The sequence below is a fragment of the Kitasatospora brasiliensis genome, from assembly GCF_032654805.1.
Taxonomy (GTDB): domain Bacteria; phylum Actinomycetota; class Actinomycetes; order Streptomycetales; family Streptomycetaceae; genus Kitasatospora; species Kitasatospora brasiliensis.
On record NZ_JAUOOW010000001.1, the window covers coordinates 219913 to 231857 of the forward strand.

The following is an 11945-nucleotide window of genomic DNA, read 5'->3' on the forward strand; positions in this document are numbered from 1 at the left end:
GGGCCATAAGCCCGGGAGGCACGATTCATGAGCGAGCGAGCTCTCCGCGGCACGCGACTCGGGGCAACTAGCTACGAGACCGACCGTGGTATCGATCTGGCTCCCCGCCAGACCGTCGAGTACGCATGTCAGAACGGACACCGATTCGAGGTTCCTTTCTCGGTCGAGGCGGAGATCCCCGCGACCTGGGAATGTCGCTTCTGTGGCCAGGAGGCGGCACTTCTCGATGGTGACGAGCCGGAGGAGAAGAAGACCAAGCCGACGCGCACCCATTGGGACATGCTGATGGAGCGCCGGACGCGCGAGGAGCTGGAGGAGGTGCTGGCCGAGCGGCTGGCCGTGCTCCGCTCCGGTGGGATGAACCTCGCGGTGCACCCGCGGGACACCCGTAAGAGCGCCTGACACCTCGCTTCCGCCGCGGCGGAAGGACGCGAAAAGGGACCCTGGTCACCAGGGTCCCTTTCGCGTTGTCCGCGCTTCGGTGTCCGCGCTCCTCCGCACGGGAAGGAGCCCTCGGATCGGGGGCGGCGCGTGCCGCCCCCGAGGGCTCCTTCCGGGTCAGCCGGCCAGCGGCGGGCGGTAGCCGGTGTCCGGGTCCTGCGGGCCGCGCGGGCCCGCCTCCGGGTCGACGACTTCGCCCTGGATCACCTTGCCGTCCGGGCGGTGGATGCGCATCTGCTCCTGGAGCCGCATCGCGTCCGCCAGCGGGTCGGTGCCGGCGGTGGAGGAGGCGCCGCGCAGCACCTTGTCCGCCGCCCGCCGCCCGGCCAGCCGCCACAGCGCCCGGGTGGGCGGGAAGAGCAGGGTCAGGGCGACCACGTCCGACAGGAAGCCGGGCACGATCAGCAGCAGACCGGCCAGCACCGTCATGCTGGTGCCGGTCTGCGGCTGCTGGGACTGCGGGTTCTTGCTCTGCTCGATCGCCGCCGACAGCGCCTTCAGCCCGGCCCGCTTGATCAGCGAGCCGCCGACCAGGACGCCCGTGATCAGCAGCAGCACGACGGTGAGGCCGCCCAGCCATGAGCCGACCTGGACCAGCAGCCAGATCTCCAGCACCAGCCAGGCGGTGAACAGCAGCGGCAGCACCCGCCGGAGCCTGCTACGCGGGGCCGGACGGGTGGGGGTAGCTTGCTGGGTCACGGTACGAATCCACTCCAAGCGGTGCTCTGCGCGCCGCACGGGAGGTCCGGGCCGGCTACGGCACCACCTGGTCCAACGATTCCCGCTCGGCCGGTGTTCCGTTCGAAGACTTCTTCCGGCGGCCGATCGCGACGGCTGCGCCGCAGGCCAGCAGGCCTCCGAGGGCCAGCGTCCACTCCGGGGCGGCGCCGACCCGGTCGGCCACCGTGGTGCCGTCGCGCAGCGGGACGGTGGCGGACAGCTCGGCCGCGGTCAGCTCCTCGGTGCGCTGCTGGACGCTGCCGTCCGGGGCGATCACCGCGCTGATGCCGCTGGTGGCGGCGATCAGCACCGCCCGGCCGTGCTCGACGGCCCGCAGCCGGCTCATCGCGAGCTGCTGCTCGGGCTGGCCGGTCTTGGCGTAGGTGGCGTTGTTGGTCTGGACGACCAGGACCCGGGCGCCGCTGTCCACCGTGTCGCGGACGATCTCGTCGTACGCCACCTCGAAGCAGATCACGTCGCCGATCCGGGCCGGGCCGAGCTGCATCACGCCGTTGTGGTCGCCGGGGTAGAAGTCCCGGGCGACCCGCTGGAGGCGGGTGATCACCTTCATCAGCTGGGCGCGGAAGGGCACGTACTCGCCGAACGGGACGGGGTGCTGCTTGGTGTAGGAGGCACCGGGGCCGGTGACCGGGTCCCAGACGATGCCCTCGTTCTGGACGTGCTGCGCGTCCGGGCCGTCCACCAGGGTGCCGACCAGGGTGGGCACGCCGACCGCCTTCACGGCCTCGTCGATCCGCTCGTGGGCCAACGGGTCGCTGAACGGGTCGAGGTCGGAGGAGTTCTCCGGCCAGATCACGATGTCCGGGCGCTCGACCTTGCCCGCCTTGATGTCGGCGGCGAGGCGCTCGGTCGCCGCGGCGTGGTTGTTGAGGACCATCATCGGGCGGCCGAGGAAGTCCATGCCCGGGTTGGGCACGTTGCCCTGGATGATGGCGACCTTGACGGTGTCGGACGCGGCGGTGGGCACCGGGACGAGATACCCGGCCAGCAGCGCGGCCACCGCGCCGAGCGCCGCCAGCGCCGCCGCCTTCGGGGCCTTCCCCGGTCCGCGCAGGCGCAGCGCGGCCCAGGCCAGCAGCGCACCGGAGAGGGCGACCGCGAAGGTCACCAGCGGCGCGCCGCCGAGCGCGGCCAGCGGGGTGTAGGGGGTGGCGGTGTTGGCGAAGGCGAGCCGACCCCAGGGGAAACCGCCGAACGGCAGCCGGTCCCGGGCCCACTCCTGGGTGATCCACAGGCACGCCGCCCAGAGCGGCCAGCCGGGCAGCCGGGAGGTGACGGCCAGGGCGCCGCCGAGCAGGGCGAGGAACAGCGCCTCGATGACGGACAGGCCCACCGTGGCGTCCCAGCCGACCACCCGCAGCCAGCTGAGCAGCATCAGGAAGAACGGCAGGCCGAAGGCGAAGCCCGTCCACAGGCCCTGCCGGAAGGTGCGGCCCCGGGTGAGCAGCGAGAGCGCGGCGACACCCAGCAGCGACAGCGGCCACAGGTCGTACGGCGGGAAGGCGAGGGCCAGCAGCAGGCCGGACAGGGCGGCGAGGCCGGTGCGGGGCAGCCCGGCGCGGACCTTGGCGAGCGCGCGGGCTCCCCGGCCCGGTCGGGGCACCTCCGGCTCCTGGGGCTCGGGCGCGGTCCCGGACCGCTCCTGGGTGACGGGAGTGGCCACCGGCGCACCATCTTCCTGGGGCTTGCTGTTCGGACGCTGTGCCAAGAAGGTACCCCGGAAGGTCAACGGCCCGTGAGGCCAGGGTGACGGGCCGGGTCAGCGCGGGGCGTAGCGGAAGTCGCGCAGCGGCCAGTGGTCGGTGAGCCAGTCGGAGACGGCGCGGTGGAGCGGGGCGTCCAGGTGGGCGCGGTCCGCCCGGACCCAGGAGCTGACGGCGACCACGGACGGGTCGTCACGGTCCCGGCAGATGTAGACGCAGCCGATCACCTCGTCGCCGTCCGGCTCCAGCACGGTGTAGGTGAAGGCGGTGCGGGCCTCCAAGTCGGCGGCGTGCCGGCGCAGGTCGGCGAGGTTGCGCTCCAGGGGCATGCCCTCGGCGGGCGGCCAGCGGCGGTCGGCCCAGCCGGGGGTGGCGCGGATGTGGGCGACGCTGCCGGTCCAGGCGGCGTGGTCGGAGGCGTTGTGCCGCTCGCCCAGGGGCTCCAGGCGGAACTCCGGGGCGAGCAGCTCGCGCGGGACGGTGAAATCGGCGGGCACCAGGTCGGTCATGGTGGTCGACCTAGAGTCTGGCGGCCCGCCGTTCCACTGGGTTACCGCTGGTACACCGTGCGGCCGCGGACCACGGTGCGCAGGCAGGTCGGCAGCGGGTGGCCGGGGGTGAGGTCGGGCAGGCCGGGGGTGCCGGAGCGCGGGTCGGTGGACCAGCCGGCCACCCGGGAGTCGGGGGCCTGGACGACCAGGTCGCCGGCCGCCCAGATGGCGAAGCTGGCGACCGCGCCGGGCACCAGCACGCCGTCCTGGTCGCGGCCGATGGCGCGCCAGCCGCCGCGGGTGTGGGCGGTGAAGGCGGCGCGCACCGAGATCCGGTGCTCCGGGGTCCGGTGGAAGGCGGCCGCGCGGACGGTGCCCCAGGGGTCGAGCGGGGTGACCGGGGCGTCCGAGCCGAAGGCCAGCGGGATGCCGGCCCGCAGCAGGGCGGCGTAGGGGTTGAGGGCGGCCGCCCGCTCGGCGCCGAGGCGCTGGACGTACATGCCCTCCGGGCCGCCCCAGGCGGCGTCGAAGGCGGGCTGGACGGAGGCGGTCAGGCCGAGTTCGGTGAAGGCGGCGATGGACGCGTCGTCCAGGGCCTCGGCGTGCTCGACGCGGTGGCGCAGCGCCTTCACCCGGTCGGCGCCGACCCGCGCGCCGGCCGCCCGGACGCCCCCGATGACCGCGGCGACGGCCGCGTCGCCGATGGCGTGGAAGCCGGCTTGGAGTCCTGCCTCGGTGCAGGCGGCGACGTGGTCGGCGACCTGCTCGGCGCTCAGGTAGGCGGTGCCGGTGTGCTCGGCGTCGGCGTACGGGGTGTGCAGGCAGGCGGTGTGCGAGCCGAGCGCGCCGTCCACGAAGAGGTCGCCTCCGGCGCCGACCGCGCCGAGCTTGCGGGCGGTCTCGACTCCGCCCAACTCGCCCCAGTAGCCGAAGACTTCGGGGCCCTCGCCGTCGGCGGCCAGGTCCAGCAGGGCGGTCAGGTCGGCCTCGGAGGAGATCTCCGGGCCGGCGCACTCGTGCAGGGCGCCGATGCCGAGTTCGGCGGCGCGGGCCAGGGTGGCGCGCTGGGCGCTGCGGCGCTGCTCGGGGGTGAGGCGGGCCAGCGCGGTCTGCCGGACGGCGTGGTGGGCGGCCTTGGTGAGCGGGCCCTCGGGGTCGAAGCCGGGCGCCTCGGCCAGGCCCTCGGTGAGGGTGCGCAGCGCGGTGGTGGCGAGCGCGGAGTGCACGTCGGTGCGGGAGAGGTAGAGCGCGGCGCCGCGGGCGGCGGCGTCGAGTTCGGCGAGCGTGGGCGGGCGGCCTTCGGGCCAGCCGGTCTCGTCCCAGCCGTGGCCGATCAGCACCCCGCCGGACTCGCCCTGGGCGTCGACGAAGGCGGTGACGGCGGCCAGGGTGGCGGCCAGCGAGGCGCTGCCGGTGAGGTCGAGGCCGGTGAGCGCCAGGCCGGTGGCGGTGGCGTGCACGTGGGCGTCGACGAAGGCGGGGGTGACCAGGGCGCCGTCCAGCTCGACGATCTCGTCGGCGATCGCGGCGTACGCCTCGGCGGCGCCGTCGCTGCCGACCCAGGCGACGTGCCCGCCTTCCACGAGCATCGCGGTGGCGAAGGGGTCGGCGGGGCTGTAGACGGCGCCGCCGCGCAGCAGGACGGTCCGTGGGCCCCTCCTGCCCGAGGGCGGGCACGGAGGGAGGGTGCGTTCGGTCATGCCGCCAAGTCTGCACCCCACCGGTTCGGGGTCAGAGCTTCGGGGGTCGCGCCTCGTACGGGGTGGACAGGACGACGGTGGTGCGGGTCGAGACGCCGGCCGCGCTGCGGATGCGGGCGAGCAGGTCCTCCAGGTCGCCGGGGGCGCCGACGCGGACCTTCAGTATGTAGTTCTCGTCGCCGGCGACGCTGTGGCAGGCCTCGATCTCGGGCAGGCCGGCCAGGCGCTCGGGGGTGTCGTCGGGGGCGCTCGGGTCGAAGGGTTTGACCGAGATGAACGCGGTCAGCGCCAGGTCGACGGCGTCGGGGTCGATGATCGCGGTGTAGCCGCGGATCACCCCGCGCTGTTCGAGGCGACGCACTCGCTGGTGCACCGCCGAGGTGGACAGGCCGGTGGCCTTGCCCAGGTCCGTGTAGCTCATCCGGCCGTCTTGGAGGAGCAGCTGGACGATGCGTTGGTCGAGATCCTCCACAGTGCGCAAACCTACCGGGTCGGGAGCACGGGGGGCGCACGAGGTGGCACGGGGAAGGATCGCAGGTGCCAGGCGGGCACATGCCGGGTGAATGTGGCACTGGATGTGGCCAAGGACACACCCGGTGCATCACGGTGCACGTCAGCGCAGGGTTATGAGTCCGAATCGCAGGGAAGTGCTGGTTGTGGCCCTGGATGACCACGCCGGGCCCGATCCTAGGGGGATCCTCATGCCTGCTACTGACCAGCGCGTGCTGGGCGCCGACGAGACCGACGATATGACCGACCGCGAGGACCTCGCGGTCGACCACATGCCGGGCACCGACCCCGGCGAGGCGGACAGCTGGGACATCTTCCGGGTGCACTGCCCCGAGTGCCGGCGCCCGATCGCGCTGCTGGGGGACGAGGAGCGGCTGCCGCAGCACGCGCTGCTGCCGACGGCCTGGAACCCGTTCGCCCCCGCCATCTGCCCGGGTTCGGGCGCGACGACGGACGAGCTGGCCGAGGTCGAGACCCCGGAGGACGCCGAACCGGCCCGTTTCGAGGCGCTGTTCAAGCTCCCGAACGGGCTGGACTGGCGTACCCAGCCGTTCTCGCACGCGGTGGCGCACCGCGCGGTGCGGCTCGCCGCGGTCGCCCAGGAGACGCCCGCCGCGCCCGCCGCGCCGACCGTCGCGGCGCTCCGGTCCGCCATCCCCGAGCAGCGCCGCCGCTCCGCGATGAACGCCCGCAACGCCCGGACCGCCCGCGCCGCGAAGGCCAGCTGAGCCGTCGCCGGGAACGCCTCCGGCCGTCACTCCGCACCCTGGAGTGACGGCCGGAGGCCGTAGGGGGAAGGCGTCAGGCCTTCGTGAGGTGGCGGCCGATCACCAGGCGCTGGATCTGGTTGGTGCCCTCGACGATCTGGAGCACCTTGGCCTCGCGCATGTAGCGCTCGGCCGGGAAGTCCTGGGTGTAGCCGTAGCCGCCGAGCACCTGGACGGCGTCGGTGGCCACCCGCATCGCCGTGTCGGTGCAGAACAGCTTGGCCATCGCCGCCTCCTTGGAGAACGGTCGGCCGGCGTCCTTCAGCCGGGCCGCGGCGAGGTAGAGCGAGCGCCCGGCCTCGATCTGGGTGGCCATGTCGGCGAGCATGAACGACAGGCCCTGGAACTCGGCGATCGGACGGCCGAACTGGCGCCGGGTGCGGGCGTAGTCGACCGCGAGGTCGAGCGCGGCCTGGGCGACGCCTATGGCGCAGGCGGCGATGCCGAGGCGGCCGGAGTCCAGCGCGGCGAGCGCGATCTGGAAGCCCTGGCCCTCCTCGCCGATCAGCCGCTCGCGGGGCACCCGGGCGCCGTCGAAGTGCAGCTGCGCGGTCGGCGAGGAGCGCATGCCCATCTTGTGCTCCGGCGGGGCCGCGGACAGGCCCTGCTGGGTGCCGGGGACGAGCAGGCAGCTGATGCCCTTGGGCCCGTCGACGCCGGTGCGCACCAGGGCGCTGTAGAAGTCGGCCTGGCCGCCGTGGGTGATCCAGGCCTTGGTGCCGTTCACCACGTACGCGTCGCCGTCGAGGTCGGCGCGGGTGCGCAGCGCGGCCGCGTCGGAGCCGGACTGCGGCTCGGAGAGGCAGTAGGCGCCGAGCTGCTCGCCGGAGAGCATGCCGGGCAGCCACTGGTCGCGCTGCTCATCGGTGCCGAAGGTGCCCAGCGCGTGGCAGGACAGGGTGTGCACGCTGACGCCGAGGCCGATGGCCAGCCAGCCGGCCGCGAGCTCCTCCAGCACCTGGAGGTACACCTCGTAGGGCTGTTCGCCGCCGCCGTGCCGTTCGTCGTAGGGCAGCGAGAGCAGACCGGCCTCGCCGAGGGTGCGGAAGACCTCCCGTGGGAAGCGGCCGGCGGCCTCGTCCTCCGCCGCGCGCGGCTGGAGTTCGCGCTGGACCAGGTCCCGGGTGAGGCTCAGCAGCTCGCGGGCCTCCTCGGTGGGCAGCTGGCGCTCCACGGCTTTCACAGGGGAGGTGGTCATGGCGGCGGGAGCCTCCTCGATCGGGCGCCGGACGCAGGTGTCGACCGGTCCGGCGCGGGTGTGGCAGATCGGCCCGACCGGCACCGGGTCGCGGTGAACGGCCGTTCACATTCGTGGCGAAGGCGAGTATGCCCGAAACCCGCGCTGCCGTCACGACCTGCACAGATGTTCTGTCCGCAGTGGCGGGCTACGGCACCGTAGGGTTGACGTTGTGGCTGCATCCGAACTTCTTCCGCCCTCGCCCGGGCCCGCCCCTCCCAGATTCCGGCCCGCTCCGAACCAGCGGCTGACCGCGCTCGCGGCGGAGCTGCGCGCGCTGCCGCCCTCCTGCGGACCGGTGCGGCTGGTCGCGGTGGACGGGCACGCGGGCTCCGGCAAGACCACCTTCGCCGGACGGCTGGCGGCGGCGCTCGGCGGGGCCCCGGTGGTGCACCTCGACGACCTGGCCACCCACCGCGAGCTGTTCGGATGGGCCGACCGGCTGCGTGAGCAGGTGCTGGAGCCGCTGGCGGCCGGGCGGGACGCCGAGTACCGGGTGTACGACTGGACGCTGCGGCGCTTCGCGGGCACGGCCGCGGTGCCCGTCGCCCCGGTGGTGCTGGTGGAGGGGGTCGGCGCGGGCCGGCGCGCGGTGCGGCCGTGGCTGGCCCGGGTGGTCTGGATGGAGCTGGACGCCGCTTCGGCCCGGCGGCGCGGCGAGGAACGGGACGGGCCGGAACTGGCCGAGTTCTGGGCGGGTTGGGCTCGGGCCGAATCGGCGCATTTCGCCGCCGATCCGAGCCGCCCGTACGCCGTGACACGGGTCGACGGGGTGACCGGCCGGATCCTGTCGGGCACCGTGGGTGAACCTTCCGTCCGTTCCTTGACCTGCGACATCGCCGGGACCCAGGTTCTCCCCGCCTCCCGGAGTCAGGGATTCCGGCTGTCTTGAACCCGGCGCCCTCGGCTTGTTCCCCCGTGGGCCGGGGGCGCCGTTCGGCTCCCTTCCGAAACTCGCTCCCCCACCGCCCGTTTCGTCACCCGTGTCACCACCCGGACGCCCAACAGCCGCCCACCCGGTGGCATTTGACCCTGTACGGCACCCTTACGGATCAGCCCCGCGCCGGTACGATTCCTGGCAGGCGCAGTTGCGCCACAGGGGGTCGACGACCACCGGCCAGGCAAGGCGCAGGCGACTCGCCGGCCGAGCCCCGGGCCGCACCGCGGGGGGCGTGAGTGACGACGGTGGACAGTTCCGACAGCACGGCGGGCGGGCCGGACCGGCTGGCCGACCTTGCCTGGCTGCGCGCCATGGACGCCTACACGGCCGGCGCCTATGCCCGGGCCGAGGAGGAGTTCCGGGCCGCCGTCCGGTTGGACCCGGGCATGGCCGACGCCTGGCTCGGCCTGCACGCGCTGCGCAGCGACACCTCGGCGGCACTGCTGGCCATGCACCGCCACCAGCAACGCTTCGGCGAGCAGCGGCGGTTGCACCGACGGCCACTCAGTTCCTGGTACTGGCTGGGCTGGTGGGTGCAGCCCGTCCTGGAGGATGCCCGAGACCTCGCGCTGGCGCACGCCTCGCACTGGTTGGACGGACGCCATCTGGCCGAGCTGGACCGGGCGTTGGAGCACTGCCCGACACCTGCCGAGGACCCGTCCGCCCGCTTCCTGCACGCCTGCCGCTCCTACCTGTTGAAGGACTGGGAGCAGCTGATCCGGGACACCGACCGGCTGTTGGACGACCCGCTGCTCGGCATCGAGGCCGGGCTGTTCGCCGGCATGGCGCGGGTCCGGCTGGACATGTGCGCGCAGGCGCAGGCCCCGCTGGCCGCCTCGCTGGCCCGCTGCCGCTCCGAGCAGCCGCAGCGCAAGGAGCTGCGGTACTGGCTGGCGCGGGCGTACGAGGGCGCCGGGCGCAGTGCGGCGGCGCTGCCGCTCTACCGGGCGGTGCACCGGGCGGACCCGGCGTTCATGGACACCGCGACGCGGCTGGCGGCCATCGCGGCCGAGGACTCCCTCGCGGACGGGCTCACGGACGGATTCGCGGACGGGCTGTTCACCGGCGGGCTGCCGGTGGGTGGGCGCTCGGGTGCGGCCGACGGTTCCGCGGCCGACGGTTCCGCGGCCGACGGCAGTGCGGGCGACGGCAGTGCGGGCGACGGCGCTCCGGCGGGCGGGCCGGGCATCGAGGTCGGCTACCCGGAGGACGGCGGGTTCGCCGGACTGTCGGGATTCGGCGAGGAGTTCGCGGACGCGGACGGCCCGAGCGGCGCGACCGTCTCCGGCGACGGGGTGGTGGGCGGCGGGCTGTCCGGCGTGGCCTCCGGTGGCGCGCCGACCGGCGGCGCCCTGCTGGACGGCGCGCCGCAGGCCGCCGGGGAGCGCTCCGGCTGGAGCGCCCAGCCCGGACCCGCCGCACCGCAGCTGCCCGACCGCGGCCAGGCGCAGCCCCGCACCGCCGCCGCGCCCGAGCCCCGGACCGGCGGCGACGAACGGGAGTTGGACGCGGCCCTGGCCGAACTCTCCCTGATGGTCGGTCTGGAGCCGGTCAAGCGCCAAGTTCGGGCGCTGTCCGCCCAGTTGAGGATGTCACGGCTGCGGGCCGAGCAGGGCCTGCCGGTCCAGCCGCCGAAGCGCCACTTCGTCTTCTCCGGCCCCTCGGGCACCGGCAAGACCACCGTCGCCCGCATCCTCGGCCGGGTCTTCCACGCCCTCGGCCTGCTCTCCGGCGACCACCTGGTGGAGGCCCAACGGTCGGACCTGGTCGGCGAGTTCCTCGGTCAGACCGCGGTGAAGGCGAACGAGCTGATCGACTCCGCGCTGGACGGCGTGCTGTTCATCGACGAGGCGTACAGCCTCTCCAACTCCGGCTACACCAAGGGCGACGCGTACGGCGACGAGGCGCTGCAGGTGCTGCTCAAGCGCGCCGAGGACAACCGGGACCGGCTGGTGGTGATCCTCGCCGGCTACCCCGAGGGCATGAACCGGCTGCTCGCCACCAACCCCGGCCTCAACTCCCGTTTCACCACCCGGGTCGACTTCCCCAGCTACCGCCCCGGCGAGCTGACCGCGATCGGCGCGGCGCTGGCCGGCCGGGACGGCGACGGCTGGGACGAGGATGCGACCGAGGAGCTGGCCAGCATCTGCGCCCACGTGGTCCGCGAGGGCTGGATCGACGAACTGGGCAACGGCCGGTTCATCCGCACCCTGTACGAGAAGTCCTGCGCCTACCGGGACCTGCGGCTGGAGCAGCTGCGCGAGCCGCCGGGCCGCGAGGACCTGGCGACGCTGCGGCTGCCGGACCTGGTGCAGGCGTACGGGGAGCTGATCGACGGCCGGGGGTGACCGACACGCCCCGACGGTTCAGCCGTTGAGGACGGCGTCCTCCCGCTCCCGGTCCAGCCCGACCCTGACCCGGTCCGAGCGCTGCGGCGCGCGGCCGCCGATCGACCGCAGCCAGGCCCAGGTGTCCTCGACGGTCTCGGCGACCGGGCGGCAGCGCAGCCCGGCGCCGAGCGCGCGCTCGACCGAGCCGCCGTGCATGAAGTCGCAGAGCTCCCCGGGCGCCAGCCAGATCGGCAGCTCGGTCCACGGCTCGATGCCCGCCGCGAGGATCCGCTCCGGCGCCGTCCAGCGCAGCTCGGCGTCCGAGCCGGTGACTCGTACGCAGGCCTCCAGCAGTTCACCCATGGTGGCGTGGCCGGACGGGCCGACCAGGTTGTACGGCCCGCCGAGCCGGGCCGCCACGGCGTCCAGGGTCCAGGCCGCGAGGTCGCGCACGTCGATGTACTGGAGGCCCAGCTCGCGCGGCCCCGGGGCGAGCACCGGGCCGCCCTCGGCGATCCGGTCGAGCCACCAGGGCAGCCGGCCGATGTCCTCGTACGGGCCGAGGATCAGCCCGGCCCGGGCCAGCAGCGCCTGCCCGCCGTACTCCGCCTCCAGGGCCAGTTCCGCGCCGCGCTTGGTCTCGGCGTACGGCACCTCGCCGGTGAGGTCCGGGGAGGAGTCGACGACCGGCGCGCTCTCGTCGGCCCCGCCCGCCACCGGGTGGTCGTACACCGACCGGCTGGAGATGTAGGCGTAGTGGCCGACCCGGCCGTTGAGGAGGCGGGCGCTGTCGCGCACCGCCGCGGGGGCCCAGGACCAGGTGTCCACCACCGCGTCCCACTCCCCCGCGCCCAGCGCCGCGAGCCCGTCCTCGGCGGTGCGGTCGCCGACCAGCTGCCGCACACCCTCGGGCGCGGGTCGCGTGCCGCGGTTGAGGGCCGTCACCTCCCAGCCCCTGGCCAGCGCCTCCTCGGCGACGGCCCGTCCGACGAACTTGGTCCCACCCAGCAGGAGAAGTCTCATGCCCACCACCCTGAGGCCAGGGTGGTGGGCATGGAAGTACCGCATGCTCTCAGCGGAATCGC

At 74.3% G+C, this 11945-nt stretch carries 11 protein-coding genes; 4 read left to right on the plus strand and 7 right to left on the minus strand.

Annotated elements, in window-relative coordinates:
- Positions 1 to 27: 27 nt before the first annotated feature.
- Entirely contained in the window at positions 28 to 402 is a 375-nt protein-coding gene (locus QWJ13_RS00910; protein ID WP_031071348.1) for an RNA polymerase-binding protein RbpA, read from the plus strand.
- 156 nt (positions 403 to 558) lie between these two features.
- Here the strand turns inward: QWJ13_RS00910 and fxsA are convergent, their stop codons facing one another.
- From fxsA to QWJ13_RS00935, 5 genes are all read right to left on the minus strand, one after another.
- Complete coding sequence (fxsA, locus tag QWJ13_RS00915) at positions 559 to 1140, minus strand: FxsA family membrane protein (RefSeq protein WP_316519854.1); 582 nt, start codon at positions 1138 to 1140, stop codon at positions 559 to 561.
- A gap of 55 nt (positions 1141 to 1195) precedes the next feature.
- Positions 1196 to 2845, minus strand: a complete 1650-nt coding sequence (lnt, locus tag QWJ13_RS00920) for an apolipoprotein N-acyltransferase (protein WP_432277404.1) — start codon at positions 2843 to 2845, stop codon at positions 1196 to 1198.
- 96 nt (positions 2846 to 2941) lie between these two features.
- Positions 2942 to 3394, minus strand: a complete 453-nt coding sequence (locus QWJ13_RS00925; protein WP_316519855.1) for a GNAT family N-acetyltransferase — start codon at positions 3392 to 3394, stop codon at positions 2942 to 2944.
- Between the two features lie 41 nt (positions 3395 to 3435).
- Positions 3436 to 5076, minus strand: a complete 1641-nt coding sequence (locus tag QWJ13_RS00930; protein WP_316519856.1) for an amidohydrolase — start codon at positions 5074 to 5076, stop codon at positions 3436 to 3438.
- A gap of 31 nt (positions 5077 to 5107) precedes the next feature.
- Complete coding sequence (locus tag QWJ13_RS00935) at positions 5108 to 5548, minus strand: Lrp/AsnC family transcriptional regulator (RefSeq protein WP_238861849.1); 441 nt, start codon at positions 5546 to 5548, stop codon at positions 5108 to 5110.
- A gap of 229 nt (positions 5549 to 5777) precedes the next feature.
- On the opposite strand from QWJ13_RS00935, the gene QWJ13_RS00940 reads away from it, so the two are divergent.
- The gene (locus QWJ13_RS00940; protein WP_316519857.1) at positions 5778 to 6314 is read left to right on the plus strand and encodes a BTB/POZ domain-containing protein; all 537 of its coding nucleotides are present in this window, start codon (positions 5778 to 5780) and stop codon (positions 6312 to 6314) included.
- Between the two features lie 73 nt (positions 6315 to 6387).
- Here the strand turns inward: QWJ13_RS00940 and QWJ13_RS00945 are convergent, their stop codons facing one another.
- A complete protein-coding gene (locus QWJ13_RS00945) occupies positions 6388 to 7551 on the minus strand; it encodes an acyl-CoA dehydrogenase family protein (RefSeq protein WP_316519858.1) in 1164 nt (387 codons plus the stop codon).
- Between the two features lie 286 nt (positions 7552 to 7837).
- On the opposite strand from QWJ13_RS00945, the gene QWJ13_RS00950 reads away from it, so the two are divergent.
- Together QWJ13_RS00950 and QWJ13_RS00955 are read left to right on the plus strand one after the other, a co-directional pair.
- Positions 7838 to 8482, plus strand: coding sequence for a uridine kinase family protein (locus QWJ13_RS00950; protein WP_316521587.1), 645 nt, complete (start codon positions 7838 to 7840; stop codon positions 8480 to 8482).
- Between the two features lie 359 nt (positions 8483 to 8841).
- Complete coding sequence (locus QWJ13_RS00955; protein WP_316521589.1) at positions 8842 to 10878, plus strand: AAA family ATPase; 2037 nt, start codon at positions 8842 to 8844, stop codon at positions 10876 to 10878.
- Positions 10879 to 10896: 18 nt separating this feature from the next.
- On the opposite strand, the gene QWJ13_RS00960 is transcribed toward QWJ13_RS00955, so the two are convergent.
- Positions 10897 to 11883, minus strand: coding sequence for an NAD-dependent epimerase/dehydratase family protein (locus tag QWJ13_RS00960; RefSeq protein ID WP_316519859.1), 987 nt, complete (start codon positions 11881 to 11883; stop codon positions 10897 to 10899).
- Between the last annotated feature and the right edge of the window lie 62 nt (positions 11884 to 11945).

What these genes read in the sequence shown, in the direction of transcription:
- QWJ13_RS00910 (WP_031071348.1), top strand. Translation starts at nt 28, where the DNA reads ATGAGCGAGCGAGCTCTCCGCGGCACGCGACTCGGGGCAACTAGCTAC.
- QWJ13_RS00925 (WP_316519855.1), bottom strand. Translation starts at nt 3,394, where the DNA reads ATGACCGACCTGGTGCCCGCCGATTTCACCGTCCCGCGCGAGCTGCTC.
- QWJ13_RS00930 (WP_316519856.1), bottom strand. Translation starts at nt 5,076, where the DNA reads ATGACCGAACGCACCCTCCCTCCGTGCCCGCCCTCGGGCAGGAGGGGC.
- QWJ13_RS00940 (WP_316519857.1), top strand. Translation starts at nt 5,778, where the DNA reads ATGCCTGCTACTGACCAGCGCGTGCTGGGCGCCGACGAGACCGACGAT.
- QWJ13_RS00945 (WP_316519858.1), bottom strand. Translation starts at nt 7,551, where the DNA reads ATGACCACCTCCCCTGTGAAAGCCGTGGAGCGCCAGCTGCCCACCGAG.
- QWJ13_RS00955 (WP_316521589.1), top strand. Translation starts at nt 8,842, where the DNA reads ATGGACGCCTACACGGCCGGCGCCTATGCCCGGGCCGAGGAGGAGTTC.
- QWJ13_RS00960 (WP_316519859.1), bottom strand. Translation starts at nt 11,883, where the DNA reads ATGAGACTTCTCCTGCTGGGTGGGACCAAGTTCGTCGGACGGGCCGTC.